Here is a 23,243-nt window from a genome sequence, read left to right on the forward strand (position 1 = left end):
TGCTGAGCCCTGGAAACTGGTGCGACCGGAAGCGAAACGATTCTCTTGGGCACTCGTCAAATCGCGGTGAAGACAGCCTCGTTGAGGGTCCGGGCGGGGCGCGGCTCGGTCGCGGTGGCCGCCGTACCCGGCCTCCCGCCGATCGATCCGGAGCCACCCGTGCGGGTGGCGTCCGCCGAGCCGAAGCCCCTGGCCCTCGGCCCCGTGACGGCGGCTGCGGCCGCGCCCCCGCCGGAGGCGCCGGAACCCCCCGCAGCCACCCTGGTCATCCCGGCCAAACCGGACCATCCCCCGGCCGTGCCGCCGCCCGCGCCGGTGATCGAGCCGCTGTTCGCCCGAGCCCCGGGCCTCAACTGGGCCGGTCCCGGGGACCATTGGAGCCGGGCATGGGCGATGGACACCCTGGGCGAGGCCCCGGCCGTCCAGGCCGCCCCCGCCGCCGATCCGGGTGTGGCTGTCGACCAGCCGCCCACGGAGCGGGACATCGAGCTGATCCGGGCCACCCTGGCCGTCGTGGAGCCGCTCGCCGACCGGGCCACCGCGCACTTCTACGCGCTGATCTTCGTGCACCACCCCGAGGTCAGGGCGCTCTTCCCGGCCGCCATGGACGTCCAGCGCGACCGGCTGTTCCGCTCGCTGCTGATGGCCGCTCGCAGCGCGGACGACCCGGCCGGGCTGACCGAGTACCTGACCCGGCTGGGGCAGGGGCACCGCAAGTACGGGACGCTGACGGGTCATTACGCCCCGGTGGGCGAGTGCCTGGTGGCCGCGCTGGCGAAGTACTGTGGCAGTCGCTGGGACGCCGACACCGAGCTGGCCTGGCGCCGGGTCTACCGGCTGATCGCCACGGTGATGACCGACGCCGCCGAGGCGGCCGCCAAGTCCTCCCCGCCGTGGTGGCAGGCGGAGGTGGTGGAGCACCGGCTCCGTACCCCGGAGATCGCGGTGCTCACGCTCCGCCCCGATCAGGCGTACCCGTACCGGGCCGGGCAGTACACCACGCTGGAGACGCCGTGGTGGCCCCGGGTCTGGCGGCACTTCTCGTTCGCCACCGCGCCCCGGCCGGACGGGCTGCTCACCCTGCACGTCAAGGCCGTGCAGGCGGGCTGGGTCAGCAACGCGCTGGTGAACCGGGCGGCGCCGGGCGACGTGCTCCGGCTCGGTCCGGCGGCCGGCACCATGCGGGTGGACCACGACCGGGGCGCCGACCTGGTCTGCGTCGGCGGGGGCACCGGGATCGCCCCGATCGCCGCGCTGGTCGAGGAGGTGGCCGAACACGGCGCGGCCGGCCGCTCGGTGGACGTCTTCTACGGCGCACGCCGCCAGGAGGAGCTGTACGAACTGGAGGCCCTGCGCCGGGTGGCCGGACGCAACCCCTGGCTGACCGTCCACCCGGTGGTCTCCGAGCAGCAGGCGGTCGGCCTCCAGGCCGGCGAACTCCCGGACGCGGTCTCGCGGTACGGCAGTTGGGCCGGCCGGGACGCCTTCCTGAGCGGCCCGCCCGCGATGGTCCGCCGGGCCAAGCAGGCCCTGACCAGGGCGGGAGTCACCGCCGACCGCGTCCACCACGACCTGGAGGCGCTCTGACGGGACGTCACCCGAGATCGGCGGCCAGCAGCGCCCTGACCCCCTCGATGTTCGCCGCCAGGTAGGCCCGGAGGCTCGGCGGGACCACGTTGACCGAGGTGACTCCCTCGCGGGTGAACGGCAGGCGGACGATCTCGTACTCGCCGTGCGGGTCGTCCACCTCGGGGCCGTGCCGCCGCGCCGGGTCCATCGAGCTGAGCCGGCAGGCGAAGAAGTGCTGGACCTTGACGCCGTGCGGGTGGGCCAGGGTGCCGTCCTCGTGGTGGGAGTGCGCGACGGTGTCGACGAAGGCGGGGACCACGTCCTCGACCTTGCCGCCGAGCTCCTCGTCCACCTCCCGGTGCAGGGCCTCGACCACCGTCCGGTCGGTCGGTTCGACGCCCCCGCCGGGGGTGATCCAGTACGGCTTGGATCCGGGCCTGGTCCGTTTGATCAGCAGGAGGGTGGCGGGCGCGTGCGGGTCGTCCGGGTCCAGGTCCAGCAGGATCGCCCGCGCGGTGCGCTTGACGACAGGGCGGACGGGGCCGGCCATGACCACCTCCGGGGCAGCAGTGTTGTGCGGGAGTCTGCCGCTTCGCGGGACGGCCGAAACTCGTACAGGCGCACGAACTGGACGTTTCGGTTCCGCCGAACGGCTGAATCGGCGTGTCCGAGCGTGTCAACTCCCCTGCGGGTGGTTGGCGGTAATGGATCTTCGATCCCAAGGCATATGCCAGAGGCGGATCACTCCGGTGGGTCAAGGGTCCGGATCACGACCTTCGATTCCAAGCCTTTTGGGCGGCATTGCTGGCGGGAATGATTGCAGGACCGCCCGCCCTGTGCTGCAATGAGCGCCAATCGGGCAGACCGGGACGCTCCGGTCCGGATGCCCACATCTGCACCGACTCGGGCAAGGGGGCTGGGTATGGCAGTCGACGAGACCACGCAGCCCGCCCGCTGACTTCCGGTTCGGGTCCGCTCGGCATCTGAAAAAGCGCATCCTGTCCACTTCGTCCCCGGATCAGCACCAGGTGGTGCAGGGGGGACAACTCCTGTGTCCGGCCCCACAGCGGCGGAACCCTTCGGCGCGCCGGGGGCCGGGCAGAACGAGAGGTACTGGCGCATGCACAGCACGGTCCAGGGCCACGTGGTGATGAACCTCCTGGTCTCGCAAGAACTCTCCTTCCGCATCGTGGTCGACCTCGACTACGACCCCGTGGACCCGTTCGCGGTCCGGTGCACCTTCCACCTCCCCGGTGACGAGCCGGTGGTCTGGGTCTTCGCCCGCGAACTGCTGCTGGACGGCATCAGCCGGCCGACCGGTGAGGGGGACGTGCACATCCACCCGGTCGGCGAGGAGCTGTCCGAGGTCTGCGTCGTGCTGCACTCGCCGGACGGGGACGCCCGGCTGCGCGCCGCGGCCCCGCCCCTGATCGCCTTCCTGGCCCGTACCGACCGCCTGGTTCCGATGGGCCAGGAGCTCACCGGGCGCGAACTGGACGACCAGCTCGCCGACATCCTCACCCGGGGCTGCGAAAAACGGGGCTGACACCCGGTCAGGCGCCCGGGAACGGAGACGGGCCCACCGCTCCGCGCGATGGGCCCGTCTCCGCCGTACGGCCGGGCTCAGTCGTCGTCCCCGAGGGCCAGGTTGAGGCCCCAGGACACCAGGCTGATGATCAGCGCGCCGAGCAGGGCCGCCCAGAAGCCCTCCACGTGGAAGTCCAGGTCGAGCTTGTCCGAGGCCCAGGAGGTCAGCCAGAGCATCAGCGCGTTGATCACGAAGGTGATCAGGCCCAGGGTGAGGATGAACAGGGGCAGGGAGAACAGCTTCACCAACGGCTTGATCAGGAAGTTCACCACGCCGAAGATCAGCGCGACCGCGATCACCGTGACGGTCTTGCTCTGCCAGTCGTCGCCGGACAGCGTGATGCCGTCCACGATCCAGGCGGCCACCCAGATGGCGGCCGCGTTGATCAGGGTCCTGAGGACAATGCTCTTCATGGGCCAGAGCCTGGCAGGCAGCCCGGGCCCAGGGGAAGCTCTCGGCCCGCATGTTGTTCAATGTGCCCATCGCGACGAGGAGGGTGCGCCCCGATGAAGGTCTTCCGACTGGACCAGCTGGACGCCGAACGGGCCGCCGAGGAGGGCGCGTACCTGCGCTTCCTGAAGGAGCGGAACATGTCCGCCGGGCTCTACGCACTCTCGCCCGGTGACACCGACACCCAGTCCAGCCACCCGCAGGACGAGCTCTACCAGGTGATCAGCGGCCGGGCCGAACTGACCGTCGGCGCCGAGACCACCACGGTCGGCCGGGGCAGCGTGGTCTACGTACCGGCCGGTGTCCCGCACCGGTTCCACCACGTCACCGAGGAGCTCCGCGTCCTCGTGGTGTTCTCCCCGCCGGAGGACTGAGCCGACGTCGGGGTTAGGGTTCGCTGGCCCGACCGACCGAGGAGAACAGCACCCGTGACCTTCACCGACGAGCTCTGGTCGGCCATCGAGCCGATCTACGCCGAGATCCTGGCGCACCCGTTCATCGGCGGGCTGACCGACGGCACGCTGCCGCGGGACGCCTTCCGGCACTTCGTGATCCAGGACTCGCACTACCTGCGCGACTACGCCCGGGCGCTCGCCGTCTGCGCCGCCAAGGCGCCCGACGAGCAGGACGTCCGGGCCTTCGCCGACGACGCGGTCGGCGCGCTGGCCGCCGAGCAGGGGATGCACGCCGAGTTCCTCGGCGCCTTCGGCGAGACCGCCGAACGGGCCGCCGCCGAACCGGTGTTGCCCACCACCCGGGCCTACACCAGCTACCTGCTGGCCACCGTCTACGGGGGCTCCTTCGCCGAGGCGGTCGGCGCGGTGCTGCCCTGCTACTGGATCTACGCCCGGGTCGGCGAGCAGCTGCTCACCCACTCCTCGCCCGACCCGCTGTACGCCCAGTGGATCGCCACCTACGGCGACGAGACCTTCCAGGCCGTGGTCCGCCGGGTGCTCGCGCTCACCGACCGGCTCGGCGCCGAGCTCTCCGCCACCGAACGCCGCCGGGTGATCGAGCACTTCACCACTACCTCGCGCTACGAGTGGATGTTCTGGGACGCCGCCTGGCGCCGCGAGGCCTGGCCGGTCTGAGCCGGCCCCTGAGGGTGACCCTCCCCCTGGTCTCGGGGTGATCTCCGGGTTCTCTCCGGGCCGTTACCCCTCGGAAGCCAGGTCGGCGGCCTGTACGGTCGAGACATCGAAAGCAAGCGGGACGCGACGGAACAGCCGTCACCGGCCCGAGGGGAGAGAAGGAACGGACATGGCTGAGCTCTGGAAGTCGCTGCCCTCGTGGGTGCGCAACATCGTCGTCCCGATCGTGGTGCTGATCCTCGCCTGGAACCTGATCTGGTTCGTGATCGGCGCGGTCACCTCACTGATCGCCTTCCTGGTCAAGGCCCTGGTCCTGGTCGCCGTCGCGGCCGGTGTGGTGATCCTGGTGAAGAAGGCGGCCAAGAGCTGACCCGGCGTCCGAACCGACGGGCCCGGCACCCCTCGCGGGGCGCCGGGCCCGTCCGCATTCCGGTCATCGGCGGGGGTGCTCTGGACCAGTCCGGAGCGGACCGCTACGGTGTTGGACGTTTGTTGCAGGCAATTCCGCCTGTGGACACGGGAGCTCGGAGCACCGGGCTGAGAGGGCGCTGAACGGTACGCCACCACACGTACCAACCGCTGCGTCGACCGCAGGAACCTGACCGGGTAATGCCGGCGTAGGGAGATAGAGGTCTCATGACCACGTTCGACGCACAGCAGAAGTCTGCCCCGAGCAGCGTCACGAGCGCGACCACCGGCTACCCGACCCCCGCCTGGCGCAAGGCGTACCGCGAGGGCTCCCGGCCCGACCTGCGGGTGCCGTACCGCGAGGTGCTGCTGACCAACGGCAAGTCCGTTCCGCTGTACGACACTTCGGGCCCGTACACCGACCCGGCCTACCAGCCCGACGTCCGGCGCGGACTGCCCGCGCTGCGTGACCCGTGGATCCGCCAGCGCGGGGACGTCGAGGAGTACGACGGGCGGGAGACCCGGCCCGAGGACGACGGGATCAAGCACACCTCGCCGCGCGGCGGGAACCTGCGCAACCTGGACGCGGTCTTCCCCGGCCGGCCGCGCCGCCCGCTGCGCGGCCGGGACGGCGTCGCGGTGACCCAACTCGCCTACGCGAAGCGCGGGATCGTCACGCCGGAGATGGAGTTCATCGCGCTCCGGGAGGGCCTGGACGCCGAGTTCGTCCGCAACGAGGTGGCGATCGGCCGGGCCGTGATCCCGCTGAACGTGAACCACCCCGAGGTCGAGCCGGCCATCATCGGCACCAACTTCCTGGTGAAGATCAACGCCAACATCGGCAACTCCGCAGTCACCTCCTCGATCGAGGAGGAGGTGGAGAAGATGACCTGGGCGACCCGCTGGGGCGCCGACACCGTGATGGACCTCTCCACCGGCCGCAACATCCACACCACCCGCGAGTGGATCCTGCGCAACTCCCCCGTGCCGATCGGCACCGTGCCGCTCTACCAGGCGCTGGAGAAGGTGGACGGCAAGGCCGAGGAGCTGAGCTGGGAGGTCTACCGCGACACCATCATCGAGCAGTGCGAGCAGGGCGTGGACTACATGACCGTGCACGCCGGCGTGCTGCTGCGGTACGTCCCGATGACCGCCCGCCGGAAGACCGGCATCGTCTCGCGCGGCGGCTCGATCATGGCGGCCTGGTGCCTGGCGCACCACCGGGAGAACTTCCTCTACACGAACTTCGAGGAGCTCTGCGACATCCTCGCCGCGTACGACGTCACCTTCTCGCTGGGTGACGGCCTGCGGCCGGGTTCGACCGCGGACGCCAACGACGAGGCGCAGTTCGCCGAGCTGCAGACCCTCGGCGAGCTCGGCCGGATCGCCCGGGCCCGGGACGTCCAGGTGATGATCGAGGGCCCCGGCCACGTCGCGATGAACAAGATCAAGGAGAACATGGATCTCCAGAAGGAGATCTGCGACGAGGCGCCGTTCTACACCCTCGGCCCGCTCACCACCGACGTCGCGCCCGGCTACGACCACATCACCTCGGGCATCGGCGCCGCGATGATCGCCTGGTGGGGCACCGCGATGCTCTGCTACGTCACCCCCAAGGAACACCTGGGCCTCCCCAACCGGGACGACGTCAAGACCGGCGTGATCACCTACAAGATCGCCGCCCACGCCGCCGACCTTGCCAAGGGCCACCCCGGTGCCTCGGACTGGGACGACGCCCTCTCCGACGCCCGCTTCGAGTTCCGCTGGGAGGACCAGTTCAACCTGGCCCTCGACCCGGAGACGGCCCGCGCCTTCCACGACGAGACCCTCCCCGCCGAACCCGCCAAGACCGCGCACTTCTGCTCGATGTGCGGTCCGAAGTTCTGCTCGATGAAGATCAGCCAGAAGATCCGTGACGAACACGGCGACGGCTCCAGCGCCGTCCGGACCGAGTTCGACGCCGACGCCCTGGCCGGCATGCAGGCCAAGTCCGAGGAGTTCGCAGCCCAGGGCAACCGGGTCTACCTCCCGCTGGCCGACTGAGCCGGCGCCACTGACCGCGCTGCTCCGGGGGGCGGAGGGGATCCCCCGGGCAGCGCTCCGGGCGTTGTGGACGGTGCGTCAAGATTGGTTCATGACAGACGACTTGACCACTCCGCGCGGCATCGCCGACCACCACCTCGACCAGCTGGCCGCGCACGACCCGATGACCTCGGCCTGGCTCGGCCTGCACCCGGGGGACGACCGGCAGCCGGATCTCTCGCCGGAGGGGTTCGAGGCGCATGCCGAGCTCGCCCGCCGGACCCTGGCCGTGCTCGGGGCCGCTCCGGCGACGGACGACCCCGCGGAGCGGGACTGCGGTCGGCTGCTGCGGGAACGCCTCACCGCGGAGCTCGCGATGCACGACAGCGGGGAGGACTTCCGCCGGCTGCGCACCATAGGCGGGCACGTCCACCAGGTGCGGGACATCTTCACGCTGATGCCGACCGCCACCGACGAGGACTGGGCGGCGGTGGCCGGGCGGCTGCGCAATCTGCCCGCCGCGCTGGACGGTTACCGGGCGACGCTCGGCGAAGGCGTCTCGCGCGGTCTGCTCGCTGCTCCCCGCCAGGCCGCCAGGGTGATCGATCAGCTCACCGGCTGGACCGGGGAGGGCACCGGAAGCGCGGGCTGGTTCACCGAGTTCGTGGCGGGCGGCACCGACCGGCTGCGCCCCGAACTGGGCGAAGCCGCCCGGCAGGCCACCGCCGCGGTGGCCGGGTTCCGCGACTGGCTGCGCGACAGCTACGCCCCTGCCACGGCGGACACCAGGGACGCCGTCGGCCGCGAGCGTTACCTGCGCGCGGCCCGCTTCAACACCGGCGCCGACCTCGATCTGGACGAGGCGTACGCCTGGGCCTGGAGCGAGTTCCACCGGACCCTCGGCGAACTGCGGGCCGAGGCCGAGCAGGTCCTCCCGGGCGCCCCTCTCCTGGCGGCCATGCAGCACGCCGAGGACCACGGCCACGCGGTGAAGGGCGCGGAGGCCGCCCGTGACTGGCTGCAGCAGCTCATGGACGACGCGATCAGCGCGCTCGACGGCCGTCAGTTCGACTTCTCGGGACCGATCCGCGCGGTCGAGTCCCAGCTCGCTCCCGTCGGCAGCAGCGGTGGGCCCTACTACCAGGGCCCGAGCCTGGACTTCAGCCGCCCCGGCCGCACGTACCTGCCCACCCTCGGCCGCGAGACCTTCTCGACCTGGCAGCTCGTCAGCATCTGGTACCACGAGGGCGTCCCGGGCCACCACCTCCAGCTCGCCCAGTGGGTCGCGGTCGCGGACCGGCTCAGCCGCTATCAGGTCACCGACGGCATCGTCAGTGCGAACATCGAGGGCTGGGCGATGTACGCCGAACGCCTGATGGACGATCTGGGCCACTACGCCGTTCCCGAGCACCGGCTCGGCTACCTGGACGGGCAACTGCTGCGCACCATGCGGGTGATCCTCGACATCGGCCTGCACCTCGAACTCGCCATCCCCGCCGACTCGGGCTTCCACCCGGGCGAGCGCTGGACCCCGGAGCTCGCCGCGGAGTTCCTGGCCACCTACAACGGCAGCCCGGTCGCCCGCCGGGACAGCGAGATCGACCGCTACCTCGGCTGGCCCGGACAGGCCATCGGCTACAAGCTCGGCGAACGCGCCTGGCTCCAGGGCCGCGAGGCCGCCAAGCTGCGCCGGGGCGCAGCCTTCGACCTCAAGGAGTGGCACATGAAGGCGCTCTCCCAGGGCTCCTTCGGGCTGGACGACCTGGTCGACAACCTCGCGGGGCTGTAGACCCTGACGGGTCAGGTCTGCCAGTGCGGTTTCCCGCTGACCATGCGGCAGTAGAGCAGCCGGCCGGCGGCGTCGTGGGTGGTCCGGCCGAGGTCGGCGTTCCGGCAGAACTGGCCCGCCTGGTAGCAGTTGCCCGCGTTCGAGACGATCTCGCAACCACCGGCCGGGGGAGCGGCGGTGGTGGGGGCGGCCGTGGTGCGGCGCGGCTCGGCGGCCTTGGTGGTGACGGCGGCCTTCGCGGTGGCCGTGGGCTCGGCCGGTGGCGGGGTGGTCTCCACCGGTGCGGGCGGCGGCGCGATCACGGCGACGGTCGGCGTCGGGGTGGGCGTCGGAGTGACGGTGGCCGGTGCGGAGCTGCTCGGCGCGGCGGGGCTGGAGACCACGGCACCGGCCGGTGACCCGCCGCCCGAGGCCACCGGACCGCAGCCGGTCAGGGTGAAGCCGACCGTGAGCGCGAAGCCCGCGGCGGCAGCCAGTCGTCGGTGGCCGAAGCGTATGGATGAGGGCATGAGTGTGAACCACTCCGATCCGTCTCAGGTGGGCAGACCGGGAGTCAACCAGAGGATCGGCCCGCTGTTCACCGTTCCGGCACGGATCCCTCACCCGTTGGGAAAACGAGACCTTCCGGGAGTCGGTCAGACCTCGTCGGGCCCGGTGAAGTCCGGTGAGGTGTACCCGGGACCGGTGAACTCGGCCGGTCTCGGGGTGTGGCCGTCCGCCCCGGTGACGCCCTCCGTGCCGGGGCTGGTGAAGCCGGGGCTGCTGTAACCGGGTGGCCCCGGACGGGTGGTGGCGCGCGGGGCGGGCAGCGGGGCGGGCTCGGTGTGGAGGTTGGCGAGCAGCCAGGGCAGCAGGGCGCGCTCGCGGAGGGCGATCTGCCAGAGCCGGTGGGCCTCGGCCAGGTCGCCCTCCTGACCGCCGGTGCCGGCGGCGCCGTCCCGGAGGGCGGTGAGCAGCAGCCCGACGATTCCGACCAGCAGGGCGGCCCCACCGACCGCCAGCGAGATCCAACCGGCCGTCACCACCGCGTGCGCGAGCGGGAGTTCGGGGGCGGCACCACGTACCGCGTAACCGATCAGGAGCAGCAGGACGCCGCCCGAACCGGCCAGGATCGGGGTCAGCACGGTGAGCACCGGGAGCAGCCCTGCGCCCTCCTCGGAGCGGAGCCGGTCGGTGAGGCCGAGGGGCGCGGGCGGACCGGCGTCACGGAGGGCGGTGTACCGCTGGTACTCCGGTTCGGCGGCGGCCGCGATGGTGTCGGCCAGCGAGGCTGCCTTGGTGCGCAGTTGGGCCGCGTTGAGATGCGGGCCGGGAGCGCGGAGCGCCTCGGTGAGGCGGGCGTCGCGGAGCGCCTCGTCCAGGGCCCGGTCGAAGTCCGGACGGTCTTCGGCCAGCAGGTGCGGGGTGGTGTTGACCACGGGGTACCCCGTTCCGTCGTCGCGGAGGTGCGATGAGGTGCAGGAAGGTGAGGTGCGGGGATGCGGGTTGCCGGTGACTTGATGGTAGGGGCGGAAACCGACCGCGACACAGTCGGTTTCCGGAATTTCAGCTTGTTCGGGACGCGGTCAACACCGTTCGGTGACAGTTCAGTTCAGCGGCAGCCGAGCAACCAGCAGCCGCCCGTCCATGGTGACCCCGCCGTCCATCGCGATCGCCAGCTCGTCCGCGTAGATGTACGGCCCCGGGATGTGCGGCGGCGCGCCGTCCTCGGCGTGCACGGTGCCGGTCAGGTACGGGATCGGGCTGTGCCCGTGCACCACCCGGTGGCCGCCGTACGCGCCGAGCAGCTCGTGCACCGCCTGCGCCCCGGCCTCGCCACGGAAGGCGAACCGCTTGGTGAAGCGCCGGAAGCAGTCCCACCACTCGTCCGCGCCCTCGCCGGCCAGCAGCCGGTGCACCGACTCGTTGACGTCCTCGATGGTGGCGCCGTACTCCAGGTACGCGGTGGTGTCGGAGTGCAGCAGCAGGTGGCCGTCCTCCAGCGCGATGGCGGGCAGCCGGGAGAGCCAGCTGATGTGGTGGGTCTCCAGGCGTTCCAGGTCGGTCTGCTGACCACCGTTCAGCCGCCAGGCGGCCAGGAAGGAGGCGGTGCCCGCCGTCGACTGCACCGGCTCGTCGCCGTACCGGGCGGCGCCGAGGAAGAGCAGCTCGTGATTGCCCATCAGGGCGCGGCAGTACCCGCCGGCGGCGGCGGCCTCGGCGGCCAGCTGCATCACCAGGTCGATCACGCCGATGCCGTCGGGGCCGCGGTCGGTGAAGTCGCCGAGGAACCAGAGCCGGGACCGCCCGGCCGACCAGTGGCCCTCCGCGTCGATCAGACCCTGCTGGTGCAGCGCGGCCAGCAGCTCGTCGAGGTAGCCGTGCACGTCGCCCACCACGTACAGCGGTCCGGGTGCCTCGCCGGGCTCGGGCTGCGGGTAGGGGTAGTGCAGCTCCTCGGCGGGCACCGGGGGGCCGAGCTCGATGGTCGGCGGGTCGTCGGAGGGGGCCGTCTCCCGGAAGGCGGGGGCGGTCTGACTGGCCGTCGGCCAGTGCTGTTCGAGGAACCGGGCGCCGCCGTAGCCGCTGTAGGTGGCGTCGTAGCCGTAGCCGCCCACCGGCTCGGGCGGCTCGAAGTAGGAGCCGTACGGGAGCACGTCGAGGTCCTGCTGCTGGCGGTGGCCTGACTCGGGCAGCTCAGGTCCGGGGAGGCGGTCCTCGGGTGTCATTCGCCCATCATAGGAAGACGCCTCTCCCGTCGTCCTCACCCGGTGCCCACCAATTGCGCGCGGTACCGCCCGGTAGGGGTCCGCGGGGCACCGGAGCCGGTCCCGTCGGGGAGCGGCTCCGGCCCCGGTAGCGGTCGGAGCGAGCGTCAGACCTCCCCCGGTGGACGGGGCGGGCTGACGGTGGTGCGGGGGCTGCGGCGCTGCGAGGAGGCCCGGACGATCAGCTCGGTCGGCATCAGGGTGCCCGGCGGCGGGCCTGCCGAGGCGGTTCGGAAGCGGGGCGGGAAGAGCCGCCCGACGTCCACCCCGGTGCCGGAGTCGACTCCCTCGATCGCGTCGATGAGCAGGTTGACCACCGTGGTGCCGATCCGACGGGGTTTCAGCGACAGCGTGGTGATCGGCGGCTCGGTGCCGGCGTACACGTCGCTCTCGCTGCAGCAGACCAGCAGCAGGTCGTCCGGCACCCGCATCCCGTACCGCCGGGCGGCGGCCAGCAGGTCGGTGCCGTTCGGGTCGAACAGGCCGTAGACCGCGTCCGGTCGGTCGGGCCGGGCCAGCAGTCGGTCGGCGGCCACCGCTCCGGCGGCCGGGTCGTGGGCGGGGTAGGTCTCGTAGACCGGCTCCTGGCCGACGCGGCGGCACCAGTCGAGGTAGGCCTCGGTGGAGAGCCGGGTGTAGGTGTCGGTGGAGGTGCCGGTGAGCAGGCCGATCCGGCGCGCGCCGGCCTCGCTCAGGTGGTCGAGGATGCCGAGCACGGCGGCCTCGTGGTCGTTGTCCACCCACGCGGTGACCGGGCAGTTGCCCGGTTTGCCGTCGCTGACCACCGGGACGCCGGACCGGTAGAGCTCGCAGACCAGGGGGTCCTGGTCGGGCGGGTCGATGACCACGGTGCCGTCCAGGGCGATGTTGCCCCAGACGTCGTGCCGGGAGGAGGCGGGGAGGACGACCAGGGCGTACCCGCGGCTGAGGGCCGCGCTGGTCGCGGCCCGCGCCATCTCGGCGAAGTAGGCGAACTCGGTGAAGGTGAACGGCTCCTCGCCGTAGGTGGTGACGGTCAGTCCGATCAGGCCGGACCGGCCCGTGCGCAGGGTGCGGGCGGCGGCGGAGGGGCGGTAGCCGAGGCGCTCGGCCACCTCGCGGACTCGGCTTCTGGTCTCGTCGGGCAGGCGGCCCTTCCCGTTCAGGGCGTCCGAGACCGTGGTGATCGACACTCCGGCGGCTGCTGCCACATCCCGGATGCCGGCCCGTTCCAGTCGCCGTGAGGTGGTGGGTCGCCGACCGCTCTGATTGGCTGCTGCTGTCATGGCGCACCGATCGTATGGCTCATGACGCCCTGTTGTGATCAGGGCCGACCAAGAGGCAGAAGAACCGTTTCTCCATGAGCCATCCGGGTGTCGGCCCTTGGATACCCGCCCCGTTCCTGGCCTCTTACCTCTGACATGTGCCATAGGAACGCGGCAGAATGGCTGATCGGTGTCCGTACCCCGAACGAGCAACTCACCCCTACGGGTGAGTCGCCTCGGTATCGTTCGGGGCACCCGACCGGGGTGGCACGGAGCCGGCCAAGGGCCGAGCGCGTACGGCGATCCCGGCCGCGCAGGGCAGTACTGAACGCTAAGGAGAGCACCGTGACCGGTACGGCAGCGCAGGGTCCCCGGCTGAGGCCGACCCTGGACGGCATCCCGACCTACAAGCCCGGCAAGCCGGCCAGCGCCGACTCGTACAAGCTCTCCTCGAACGAGAACCCGTACGAGCCGCTTCCCGGTGTGCTCGACGCCGCCCTCGCGGCGGCCGGCTCGTTCAACCGCTACCCCGACATGGCGGCCAGTGCGCTGGTGGCCGAGCTCGCGGCCCGCTTCGAGGTGCCGCTGGAGCACGTCGCGCTCGGTACCGGCTCGGTCAGCGTCGCGCAGTCCCTGGTGCTCTCCACCGCCGGTCCCGGCGACGAGGTGATCTTCGCCTGGCGCTCCTTCGAGGCGTACCCGATCATCACCCAGGTCGCCGGTGCCACCCCCGTCCCGGTCCCGCTCACCGCCGGTGAGGAGCACGACCTGGACGCGATGCTCGCCGCGATCACGCCCCGGACCAGGCTGATCTTCGTCTGCAACCCGAACAACCCCACCGGCACGGTCATCCACCGCGCCGAGCTGGAGCGCTTCCTGGATGCCGTCCCCGGCGACGTCCTGGTCGTGGTCGACGAGGCGTACATCGAGTTCATCCGGGACGAGCGGGTGCCGAACGGCCTCGACCTCTACCGCGACCGCCCCAACGTCTGCGTCCTGCGCACCTTCTCCAAGGCGTACGGCCTGGCGGGCCTGCGGGTCGGCTTCGCCGTCGCGCACGAGCCGGTGGCCACCGCGCTGCGCAAGACCGCCATCCCGTTCGGCGTCAGCCAGCTCGCCCAGGACGCCGCGGTCGCCTCGCTGCGGGCCGAGGACGCCCTGCTGGTCCGGGTCGAGGCGCTGGTCGCCGAACGCGACCGGGTCACCGCCGCCCTCGCCGCCCAGGGCTGGGAACTCGCCGACACCCAGGCCAACTTCGTCTGGATCCGGCTCGGCGACCGCACCCTCGACTTCGCCGCCGCCTGCGCCGCGGCCGGCGTCGTGGTCCGCCCCTTCCCCGGCGAGGGCGTCCGCGTCACCATCGGCGAGGCGGCCGGCAACGACATCTTCCTGGCCACCGCCGAGGCCTTCCGCAAGTCGCTCTGACGGTGCAGGGGCACTCCGGGGTCCCTTCACCTGGGCTGCACGATTCCATCACGATCCGCGAATCCGGTCGGATGTGTACGGAGCGATGACCGAGGATGGGCAGGGGCCGGGCTGCGGCCCGCTCCCTGCCCGTCGAGAGAGACCGCCACCGTGCACACCATCCGCCTCACGGCCGCCGCTCTGCTGCTCCCTCTGGCCGCCACGCTGACCGCCTGCGGCACGTCCGGGACGGCTCCCGAGCGGACCCCCAAGGACGCGCTCGAGGCGGCGGTCGCCGTGATGGCGCAGGTCGGTAGTGCCGAGGTCACGCTCGACGGCGGCTGGTCGGGCCGGGCGTCGTGGGCGCCCGGCGTACGGCTGGCGCTGTCGGGGGCGGGGGACACCCGGCTGTTGGCCCTCGGGGAGGTGTTCTACGTCGCGGCGGCCGACACGGCGGCACGGACCGGTGGCCGGGCGTGGGAGGTGCTGGACGGTCCGTTCGAGGGCGGGGGACGGGCGGCGGCGCTCGAGCTCGGTCCCGCGCTGGCGTTCAGCCAACGGCTCGATCCCGCAGGGGCGTTGGAGCAGGCCGCCCGGGGTGCGGTCACCGAGGTGGGCCGGGAGAGCGTCGGCGGGGAGCCCGCCGTGCACTACCGGGCGGTGCTGGACGGGGCGGAGTACTTCGCCGACGGGCGGGGCCTGAACGACGAGCGCCGCCGCAGCCTGGCCGAGGCGTTCCGTACCGGCGGCCCGACCACCGCCACCGTCGACCTCTGGCTGAACCGCGCCGACCAGCTGGTGCAGAAGACCGAGTCCGGCAACCCGACCGTCACCGACGTGGCCGGCACCGTCCGGTACCGCCGGTTCGGGGCCCCGGTCGAGGTCGAGCGGCCGTCCTCGGTCGACGTGCTGGACCCGAGGACCGCTGGGTGAAGGTTGGCCGCTCCGGCTGGGAGGAAGCTGGGAGCGGGCCCCCGCCCTCGGGCGGTCCGAGGCCCGGCGCCCGCTGACGGATGATTTGTCCGGTGCCGACGGTCAGGGAACTCCCAGGTGGGGCCCAGGGATTGGCAAGGGCTCAGCGGCAGGCTGTGCGACATGAAGGCGCTCCCTCGACGGCGTGCTGCCGTCCTCGTCAACTCCGCGCTCGTGGTGGCCCTGCTGGCCGGGGCGGCGGTCGCGTACACCACGCTCGACAGCGGCACCAGCACGGCGGTCGGCAAGTCGCAGGTCCGGTCGGTCACCGTCTCGAAGGGTACGGTCCTGGCCACGGTGTCCGGATCGGGCGCCCTGTCGTCGCCGAGCGACGCCGGTCAGGACTTCGTCACCGGCGGGAAGCTGACCTCCGTGAAGGTCTCGGTCGGGGACGTGGTGAAGAAGGGCGACGTCCTGGCGACGGTGGCGACGACCGAGGCGCAGCAGCAGGTCGACACCGCGAAGAAGGCGCTGGCCACGGCCCAGGCGAACCTGACCAAGGCCGAGGCAGGCCAGAAGGTCACCACCACCACGCCGGGCAAGGCGGACGCCAGGACCGGCCAGCAGGCCCCGGCCACCAGCACGACCACCACCGAGGTGGACGACGCCCAGGTGGCCCAGGCCGAGCAGCAGGTGGAGACGGCGCAGATCAACCTGACGAACGCCCAGACCGCGCTGGCGGGCACCACGCTGACCGCCTCGGTGGACGGCACGGTGGCCTCGGTCTCGGGCAAGGTCGGTGACACGGTGTCCGGCAGCGGCACCAAGAGCACCGGCGGCACGACGACGACCACCAGCAGCTCGGCGCCGAGCGGCTTCATCGTGCTGACCAACCCCACCGGCATGCGGGTCACCGCGAGCTTCTCCGAGCTGGACTCGCTCAAGGTGAAGAAGGGCGCCTCGGCCACCGTCACCCTGAACGCGCAGTCCGACACCAAGCTCAACGCGACGGTGCTCTCGGTGAGTTCACTCCCGAACAGCAGCAGCGGCAACGGCGCGGGCAGCAGCGCCGTGCAGTACAGCGCGGTCCTGCAGATCACCGGCGACACCAGCAAGCTCCGTACCGGACTGAGCGCGACCATCTCGGTGATCACGGGGCAGGCCGACAACGCGCTCTCCGTACCGACCGCCGCGCTCTCGGGCACCGGCAGCTCCCGGACCGCGACGCTGGTCAAGCCGGACGGCAGCACCGAGCGGGTGAGCGTGACCGTCGGTGTCGAGGGCGACAGCACCGTCCAGGTGCTGGAGGGGCTGAACGAGGGCGACCAGGTCCAGCTGATCAGCACCACGGTCAGCGGCGGCAACGGCTTCCCGAGCGGTACCTTCCCCGGCCTCGGGGTGGCCGGCGGCGGTGCCCAGACCGGCGGCGGTGCGCGCACCGGTGGCACGGTCAACGGCGGTACGGGCGGCAGGCGTTGATGGCGAGCAAGCCCCCGGTCATCCAGCTCCGCGGGGTCGCCAAGCGCTACGGCCACGGTGACGCCACCGTGCACGCGCTGCGTGGTCCCGACGGTCCCGACGGCAGCCCGCTCGGGGTCAGCCTCGACATCGAGGAGGGCGACTTCGTGGCGGTGATGGGCAGTTCGGGCTCCGGCAAGTCCACCCTGATGAACATCCTGGGCTGCCTGGACGTCCCGACCTCCGGCCGCTACCTGCTGGACGGTACCGACGTGGGGCACCTGGACGAGCACCAGCTCTCGCTGGTCCGCAACCGCAAGATCGGCTTCATCTTCCAGTCCTTCAACCTGGTGCCCCGGACCACCGCGCTGGCCCAGGTGGAGCTCCCGCTCGCCTACGCCGGGGTGAAGGCGGCCGAACGCCGCCGCCGGGCGCTGGCCGCGCTGGACCGGGTCGGACTGTCCGGCCGGGCCGGTCACAAGCCGAACGAGCTCTCCGGCGGCCAGCAGCAACGTGTCGCGGTGGCACGGGCCCTGGTGACCGCACCGGCCATGCTGCTGGCGGACGAGCCGACCGGAAACCTGGACAGCCGATCCACCGACGAGGTGCTCACCATCATCGAAGGACTCAACCGGACCGGCCGCACGGTCGTCCTGATCACCCACGAGGACGAGGTCGCCGCACGCGCCAAGCGCGTGATCCGCCTGGTCGACGGTGCCATCGCCTCGGACGTCCGGCAGGGGGTGTCGGTGTGATCGCCTGGCAGATGGTCCGCTTCGCGTTCGGCGGCCTGGCCGCCAACAAGGTCAGGTCCGCGCTGACCATGCTCGGTGTACTGATCGGCGTGGCCGCCGTGATCCTGCTGCTCGCGGTCGGCAACGGCTCCTCGGTAGCGGTGAAGAACTCCATCACCGCACTGGGCACCAACTCACTGACCGTCAGCTCCAGCAACCTGCGGGGCTCGGCCACCGCCGCCAAGCCGCTCACGGTCAACGACGCCAAGGCGCTGGCCGAGGCGCAGGCCCCGGCCGTCAAATCGGTCGCCCCGGTGGTCACCACCTCGGGCACCGCGCTGTACGGGGACATCTCGCACGCGCCGGGCTCGATCGTCGGCACCTACCCGGCGTACTTCGAGACCGCCAACCAGAAGATCGCCAAGGGCGACTACTTCTCCAACGACGACGTGCTCAACTCCCGCAAGGTGGCGGTGATCGGCTCCACCACCGCGACCCAGCTGTTCGCCTCCGAGGACCCGGTCGGGAAGCGGATCGTGATCGGCGGCACCCCGTTCACCGTGACCGGCGTGCTGCAGACCAAGGGCAGCAGCGGCTTCAACGACCCGGACGACGTGGTGATCGCACCGCTGCCCACCGTGCAGAACGCGTTCACCGGCTTCGGCTCGGTCAACCAGATCCTGGTCCAGGCGAGCAGCGCCGAGTCGACCACCGAGGCGCAGGCCGAGATCAGCCGGGTCCTCCTCGGCACGCACGCCATCGGCGACCCGACCAAGGCCGACTTCCGGATCAGCAACCAGACCTCGCTGCTGACCGCCAGGGAGTCCACCACCAAGACCTTCACCGTGCTGCTCGGCGCGGTGGCCGCGATCTCGCTGCTGGTCGGCGGGATCGGGATCACCAACATCATGCTGGTCACGGTGACCGAGCGGACCAGGGAGATCGGCATCCGCAAGGCGCTCGGCGCTCCCCGGGCCGCCATCCTCGGCCAGTTCCTCACCGAGTCGACCCTGCTCTCGGTGATCGGCGCCGGGCTCGGGGTGGCGGTGGGTCTGTTCGGGGCCCGGTTCACCATCGTCGGCATCACCCCGGTGGTGATCCCCGAGTCCGTGGTGGGGGCCTTCGCGATCGCCGTCGTCATCGGCCTGTTCTTCGGCAGCTACCCCGCCAACCGCGCCGCCGCGCTGCGCCCCATCGACGCCCTCCGCCACGAATAAGGAGCCACCATGGAAGATCCGCTCGCCACCCCGCCCGACGCCCGCGACGTCACCGCCGAGCTGTCCGCCGCGCCCCGGCGCCGGCTGCCCTGGCTGACCCTGGTGCTCGCCGGTGCGGTGCTCGGCACCCTCGGCTTCGCGGGGGGCGTCCAGTACCAGAAGAGCAACAACCCCCGGACCGACCAGCGGGCGTCCGCGCCCAGGCAGCAGCAGCCGGGCCAGAACGGCTACGGCAACGGCAGCCGCCGCAGCGGCCAGAACGGGACCGGCGGCAACCAGCCCGGCTTCACCCGGGGCACGGTCAAGGCGGTGGACGGTTCGACCGTCTACCTGACCGACGCCAACGGGAACACCGTCAAGGTCACCACCACCGACGCGACCAAGGTGCAGCTCGCCAAGGAGGGCACGGCCGCCGACCTGCAGCCCGGTCAGACGGTCACCGTGGTCGGCACGCCGGACGCCTCCGGCGGCTACGCGGCCAGCCAGCTGACCGAGGGCGCGGCGGTCGGCGGCTTCGGTGGTGGCGGCTTCGGCGGCGTCCGGCCCGGCGCCGCACCGTCGCCCAGCCACTGACCGGTCATCTCATCAGGTCCTCATCAACCGGACGTACGCTCCCCGGGCTATCGTCCTTGGAGGACCCAGCCCGACCGGGAGGCGGATCAGCAGTGCAACGGACAGCGACCACGGCGATGAGCCCGACCAGCGCCGCCACCGGCGAGGCGTACCTGCTGGTGGTGGACGACGAGCCGAACATCCGCGAACTGCTCTCCGCCTCCCTCCGGTTCTCCGGGTTCCGGGTGGCCTCGGCCGCCACCGGCGAGGAGGCGCTCCGCTCGATCGCGGCCGAGCGGCCCGACCTGGTGGTGCTCGACGTGATGCTGCCCGACCTGGACGGCTTCACCGTCGTCGAGCGGCTCCGCGAGCAGGCCCAGTGGCCGCAGCCGGCCGACCACGTGCCGGTGCTCTTCCTCACCGCGAAGGACGGCACCACCGACAAGGTGCACGGTCTGGCGGCCGGTGCGGACGACTACGTCACCAAGCCGTTCAGTCTGGAGGAGCTGATCGCCCGGATCAGGGCGATCCTGCGCCGAGCCGGCGGCCCGGTCGAGGACGGCCGGCTGACGGTCGGTGACCTGACCCTCGATCCGACCGCGCACGAGGTGACCAGGGGGGACCAGCCGATCGGCCTCTCGCCGACCGAGTTCAAGCTGCTGCACTACCTGATGGCCAACGTGAACCGGGTGGTCTCCAAGGCGCAGATCCTGGACCACGTCTGGGCCTACGACTTCGGCGGCGACCTCTCCATCGTCGAGTCGTACGTCTCGTACCTGCGCCGCAAGCTCGACTCCGGCCCGGCCCACGGCCCCAAGCTGATCCACACCGTCCGCGGCATCGGCTACGCCCTCCGTCGCCCGCTCTAGATGTCCCGGCTCTCGCTCCGCACCCGGCTCCTGCTGCTCACGCTGCTGCTGGTCGCCACCGGCCTCGCGGGCAGCGACGTGTTCGTGCTCGGCACCGTCCGGGGCAGTCTGGTGGACCGCGCCGACGAGCAGCTCCAGCGCTTCGGCGAACCGCTCTCGCAGCGCGATCCGGTCCGCGTCACCGATGTCCGCCCGTTCAACCAGGCGGCCGGCCGGCGGACCGCCCCGGCGCTGCCCAGCCAGTACCTGGTGCAGTTCCTGGGCGCGGACGGCAGCGTCCAACAGCTGCTCCGCGAACCGATGGGCGACGCCGACCCGGGCCCCCGCCTCACCGGCCTGGGGCCGCTCAGGGAACCCTTCGACGCCCCTGGCGAAAACCCGGGCCACCGCTGGCGGGTGCTGGTACTCCCGCTCACCAAGAGCACGCCGTCCACCCCGCAGTACGTGCTGACCGCGATCTCGCTCGACGACGTCGACTCCACCGTCTCCCGCCTGGAGACCTCCTTCCTCGTCATCGGCGGGGTGGTGCTGCTGCTGATCACCGCGCTCGGCACCGTCGCCGTCCGGGCCGGGCTGCGTCCGCTCTCCCGGATCGAGCAGGACGCCGAGCTGATCGCCACCGGCGGGCTCTCGCACCGGATCACCCAGCCCCCGACCACCACCGAGGTCGGCCGGCTCTCGGCAGCGCTGAACAGCATGCTCGGCCAGCTCGAGGCGGCCTTCGCCGCCCGGGCCCGCTCGGAGGCCCGGATGCGCCGCTTCGTCGCGGACGCCTCGCACGAGCTGCGCACTCCGCTCGCGGGCATCCGCGGCTTCGCCGAACTGCACCGGATGGGCGCCCTCCAGGACGTGGACCGCGCGATGGACCGGATCGAGTCCGAGGCGATCCGGCTGGGCACCCTGGTCGAGGACCTGCTGACGCTCGCCCGGCTGGACGAGGAGCGCCCGCTCGACCTGGCCCCGATGGACCTGCGCACCTTGGCCGCCGACGCCCTGCACGACCTGACCGCGCTGGACCCGGGCCGCCCGGTCTCGCTCACCGGCCCGGCCGGCACCGGCAGCCCCCAGGCCGCCCCGGTGCTCGGCGACGAGGCCAGGCTCCGGCAGGTGGTCACCAACCTGGTCGGAAACGCCGCCAAGCACACACCGCCGGGCACTCCGGTCCGGATCGGCGTCGGCCGCACCGCCACGCACTGCCTGCTCGAAGTCGCTGACTCGGGCCCCGGTCTGACGCCTGATCAGTCAGCCCAGATATTCGACCGCTTCTACCGCGTCGACCTCTCCCGCAGCCGCCAGGACGGCGGCGGCGCCGGCCTCGGCCTGGCCATCGCCCACGCCCTCACCAGCGCGCACCACGGCTCCCTCACAGTGGACTCCATCCCTGCTCAGGGCACCGTCTTCCAGCTTCGGCTGCCTCCGGCGTGACCTTCGGGCACGTCCCGCCAGGGACCTAAGGCCCGAGAATCCCGGCCGGCGGCCCTATGCCCACCCCCAGTGTTCGAAGGAACCTAAGCATCAGAGATACTCGTGCTTGTGAACGTGTTCACGTTCACAAGCGGACAAGCTTCTGCGGCGCGCGAGTGCGCATCTGTTAGAGATTTGTCTGTTATGTGAGTAAAGATCACTGGCCAGAGAGAGGGCGAAGTGGACCTAGCAGTCGCTCACGAGACCATCGCGCGATGGCAGTTCGGGATCACCACCGTCTACCACTTCCTCTTCGTGCCGCTGACGATCAGCCTGGCGGCGCTGGTGGCGGGGCTGGAGACGGCCTGGGTCCGCACCGGCAAGGAGAAGTACTTCCACGCCACCAAGTTCTGGGGCAAGCTCTTCCTGATCAACATCGCCATGGGAGTGGTCACCGGCATCGTCCAGGAGTTCCAGTTCGGGATGAACTGGTCCGACTACTCCCGCTTCGTCGGCGACGTCTTCGGCGCCCCGCTCGCGATGGAGGCGCTGATCGCCTTCTTCTTCGAGTCCACCTTCATCGGCCTGTGGATCTTCGGCTGGGACAAGCTGCCCAAGAAGATCCACTGCGCCTGCATGTGGATGGTCGCGATCGGCACCCTGCTCTCCGGCTACTTCATCCTGGCGGCCAACTCCTGGATGCAGCACCCGACCGGCTACGCCATCGACCCGGTCACCGGAAAGGCCCAACTCACCGACATCGCCCGGGTGCTGTTCCAGGACACCACCGTGGTGGTGGTCCTGCACACCCTCACTGCGGCCTTCCTGACCGGCGCCGCCTTCATGGTCGGCATCAGCTCCTTCCACCTCTGGAAGACCAAGCGCGGTGGCACTCCGGACCCCAAGAAGACCGCCGCGATGCGGACCTCCCTCCGGCTCGCCCTGGTGGTGGCGGTCATCGCCGGCCTCGGCACCGCGTTCAGCGGCGACAGCCTGGCCAAGGTGATGTTCCGTCAGCAGCCGATGAAGATGGCCTCCGCCGAAGCCCTGTGGGACACCGAGGCCCCGGCTCCGTTCTCCATCTTCGCGGTCGGCAACGTCAACGAGGGCCACAACTCCGTCGCCCTCGAAGTCCCCGCGATACTGTCCTTCCTCGCCAACAGCGACTTCACCTCCGCCGTCCCCGGCATCAACGAGACCGCCGCCGCGGAGTCCGCTCGCTACGGCGGCGACCCCAAGGACTACATCCCGAACATCTTCGTCACCTACTGGGGCTTCCGCCTCATGATCGGTTTCGGGATGACCTCCTTCGTGGTCGGCCTGATCGGGCTCTGGACCACCCGCCGCAGGTTCTGGCTGGCACCAGAACACCGCACCGCCCCCGACGAAGTCCCCAAGCTCATGCTCACCAGGAACACCGAGCTGAACGGCTTCCTCACCAGGTGGAGCTGGCGGATCGGCATCCTCAGCATGGGCTTTCCGTTGATCGCCAACAGCTTCGGCTGGATCTTCACCGAGATGGGCCGCCAGCCCTGGGCCGTCTTCGGCCTGATGAAGACCTCCGCCGCGGTCTCCCCGAACGTCAGCGTCACCACCCAGGTGATCGCCCTCACCACCTTCACCCTGCTCTACGCGGTCCTCGCCGTGATCGAGGTCAGACTCCTCGTCAAGTACGCCAAGGCGGGCCCGGTCACCACCGAGCAACCCCCGACCCAGGACCCCACCCTCCGGGGCGGGCCCGACGACGCCGACAAGCCCCTCGCCTTCGCCTACTGAGGACTCCCG

The 23,243-nt window shown here is 71.4% G+C and carries 22 protein-coding genes and 1 riboswitch; of the genes, 16 read left to right on the plus strand and 6 right to left on the minus strand.

What is annotated here, in order from left to right; all coding sequences use genetic code 11:
* The first annotated feature begins 45 nt into the window (after window positions 1–45).
* Window positions 46–1,587, plus strand: coding sequence for a globin domain-containing protein (locus tag ACKUU6_RS16110; RefSeq protein ID WP_407989235.1), 1,542 nt, complete (start codon window positions 46–48; stop codon window positions 1,585–1,587).
* A gap of 7 nt (window positions 1,588–1,594) precedes the next feature.
* Here the strand turns inward: ACKUU6_RS16110 and ACKUU6_RS16115 are convergent, their stop codons facing one another.
* A complete protein-coding gene (locus ACKUU6_RS16115) occupies window positions 1,595–2,119 on the minus strand; it encodes an NUDIX domain-containing protein (protein ID WP_407989236.1) in 525 nt (174 codons plus the stop codon).
* Between the two features lie 570 nt (window positions 2,120–2,689).
* Here ACKUU6_RS16115 and ACKUU6_RS16120 point away from each other — a divergent pair.
* Complete coding sequence (locus tag ACKUU6_RS16120) at window positions 2,690–3,115, plus strand: SsgA family sporulation/cell division regulator (protein WP_407989237.1); 426 nt, start codon at window positions 2,690–2,692, stop codon at window positions 3,113–3,115.
* A gap of 77 nt (window positions 3,116–3,192) precedes the next feature.
* Here the strand turns inward: ACKUU6_RS16120 and ACKUU6_RS16125 are convergent, their stop codons facing one another.
* On the minus strand, window positions 3,193–3,570 hold the full coding sequence (locus tag ACKUU6_RS16125; RefSeq protein ID WP_407989238.1) for a phage holin family protein: 378 nt from the start codon (window positions 3,568–3,570) through the stop codon (window positions 3,193–3,195).
* A gap of 93 nt (window positions 3,571–3,663) precedes the next feature.
* On the opposite strand from ACKUU6_RS16125, the gene ACKUU6_RS16130 reads away from it, so the two are divergent.
* From ACKUU6_RS16130 to ACKUU6_RS16150, 5 genes are all read left to right on the plus strand, one after another.
* Window positions 3,664–3,981, plus strand: coding sequence for a cupin domain-containing protein (locus tag ACKUU6_RS16130; RefSeq protein ID WP_407989239.1), 318 nt, complete (start codon window positions 3,664–3,666; stop codon window positions 3,979–3,981).
* A 54-nt stretch (window positions 3,982–4,035) separates the two neighbouring features.
* Window positions 4,036–4,698 (plus strand): thiaminase II, encoded by a 663-nt coding sequence (gene tenA / locus ACKUU6_RS16135; RefSeq protein WP_407989240.1) that lies wholly within the window; start codon window positions 4,036–4,038, stop codon window positions 4,696–4,698.
* Between the two features lie 169 nt (window positions 4,699–4,867).
* Complete coding sequence (locus ACKUU6_RS16140) at window positions 4,868–5,068, plus strand: DUF5326 family protein (protein WP_403040029.1); 201 nt, start codon at window positions 4,868–4,870, stop codon at window positions 5,066–5,068.
* Between the two features lie 136 nt (window positions 5,069–5,204).
* Window positions 5,205–5,339: riboswitch (TPP riboswitch) on the plus strand.
* Entirely contained in the window at window positions 5,335–7,149 is a 1,815-nt protein-coding gene (thiC, locus tag ACKUU6_RS16145) for a phosphomethylpyrimidine synthase ThiC (RefSeq protein ID WP_407989241.1), read from the plus strand. It overlaps the preceding riboswitch by 5 nt.
* Before the next feature lie 91 nt (window positions 7,150–7,240).
* The gene (locus tag ACKUU6_RS16150) at window positions 7,241–8,917 is read left to right on the plus strand and encodes a DUF885 domain-containing protein (RefSeq protein WP_407989242.1); all 1,677 of its coding nucleotides are present in this window, start codon (window positions 7,241–7,243) and stop codon (window positions 8,915–8,917) included.
* Between the two features lie 11 nt (window positions 8,918–8,928).
* Here the strand turns inward: ACKUU6_RS16150 and ACKUU6_RS16155 are convergent, their stop codons facing one another.
* The 4 genes from ACKUU6_RS16155 to ACKUU6_RS16170 all read right to left on the minus strand — a co-directional run bounded on the left by ACKUU6_RS16155 (window position 8,929) and on the right by ACKUU6_RS16170 (window position 12,929).
* Window positions 8,929–9,426 (minus strand): hypothetical protein, encoded by a 498-nt coding sequence (locus ACKUU6_RS16155; RefSeq protein ID WP_407989243.1) that lies wholly within the window; start codon window positions 9,424–9,426, stop codon window positions 8,929–8,931.
* Between the two features lie 126 nt (window positions 9,427–9,552).
* A complete protein-coding gene (locus tag ACKUU6_RS16160) occupies window positions 9,553–10,335 on the minus strand; it encodes a hypothetical protein (protein WP_407989244.1) in 783 nt (260 codons plus the stop codon).
* Window positions 10,336–10,503: 168 nt separating this feature from the next.
* On the minus strand, window positions 10,504–11,625 hold the full coding sequence (locus ACKUU6_RS16165; protein WP_407989245.1) for a metallophosphoesterase: 1,122 nt from the start codon (window positions 11,623–11,625) through the stop codon (window positions 10,504–10,506).
* A 146-nt stretch (window positions 11,626–11,771) separates the two neighbouring features.
* Complete coding sequence (locus ACKUU6_RS16170; RefSeq protein WP_407989247.1) at window positions 11,772–12,929, minus strand: LacI family DNA-binding transcriptional regulator; 1,158 nt, start codon at window positions 12,927–12,929, stop codon at window positions 11,772–11,774.
* 324 nt (window positions 12,930–13,253) lie between these two features.
* Here ACKUU6_RS16170 and hisC point away from each other — a divergent pair, with 324 nt between their 5' ends.
* From hisC to ACKUU6_RS16215, 9 genes are all read left to right on the plus strand, one after another.
* Window positions 13,254–14,333: a histidinol-phosphate transaminase gene (gene hisC / locus ACKUU6_RS16175; protein WP_407989248.1), complete on the plus strand. Its 1,080-nt coding sequence runs from the start codon at window positions 13,254–13,256 to the stop codon at window positions 14,331–14,333.
* Window positions 14,334–14,483: 150 nt separating this feature from the next.
* Entirely contained in the window at window positions 14,484–15,245 is a 762-nt protein-coding gene (locus ACKUU6_RS16180) for a hypothetical protein (protein ID WP_407989249.1), read from the plus strand.
* A 162-nt stretch (window positions 15,246–15,407) separates the two neighbouring features.
* Window positions 15,408–16,703 (plus strand): efflux RND transporter periplasmic adaptor subunit, encoded by a 1,296-nt coding sequence (locus tag ACKUU6_RS16185; RefSeq protein ID WP_407989250.1) that lies wholly within the window; start codon window positions 15,408–15,410, stop codon window positions 16,701–16,703.
* Window positions 16,703–17,437 (plus strand): ABC transporter ATP-binding protein, encoded by a 735-nt coding sequence (locus ACKUU6_RS16190; RefSeq protein WP_407989251.1) that lies wholly within the window; start codon window positions 16,703–16,705, stop codon window positions 17,435–17,437. Before ACKUU6_RS16185 ends, ACKUU6_RS16190 begins: the two co-directional genes overlap by 1 nt.
* On the plus strand, window positions 17,434–18,633 hold the full coding sequence (locus tag ACKUU6_RS16195) for an ABC transporter permease (RefSeq protein ID WP_407989252.1): 1,200 nt from the start codon (window positions 17,434–17,436) through the stop codon (window positions 18,631–18,633). Before ACKUU6_RS16190 ends, ACKUU6_RS16195 begins: the two co-directional genes overlap by 4 nt.
* A 9-nt stretch (window positions 18,634–18,642) precedes the next feature.
* Window positions 18,643–19,206, plus strand: a complete 564-nt coding sequence (locus tag ACKUU6_RS16200) for a DUF5666 domain-containing protein (protein WP_407989253.1) — start codon at window positions 18,643–18,645, stop codon at window positions 19,204–19,206.
* 116 nt (window positions 19,207–19,322) lie between these two features.
* Window positions 19,323–20,054 carry a response regulator transcription factor gene (locus ACKUU6_RS16205; protein WP_407992144.1) on the plus strand — a complete coding sequence of 244 codons (732 nt, stop codon included), beginning with the start codon at window positions 19,323–19,325 and terminating at the stop codon, window positions 20,052–20,054.
* Window positions 20,055–21,479 carry a sensor histidine kinase gene (locus ACKUU6_RS16210; protein ID WP_407989254.1) on the plus strand — a complete coding sequence of 475 codons (1,425 nt, stop codon included), beginning with the start codon at window positions 20,055–20,057 and terminating at the stop codon, window positions 21,477–21,479.
* Between the two features lie 219 nt (window positions 21,480–21,698).
* Complete coding sequence (locus ACKUU6_RS16215; RefSeq protein ID WP_407989256.1) at window positions 21,699–23,234, plus strand: cytochrome ubiquinol oxidase subunit I; 1,536 nt, start codon at window positions 21,699–21,701, stop codon at window positions 23,232–23,234.
* Window positions 23,235–23,243 lie beyond the last annotated feature (9 nt).

The sequence above is a fragment of the Kitasatospora sp. CMC57 genome (assembly GCF_045866025.2).
Taxonomy (GTDB): domain Bacteria; phylum Actinomycetota; class Actinomycetes; order Streptomycetales; family Streptomycetaceae; genus Kitasatospora.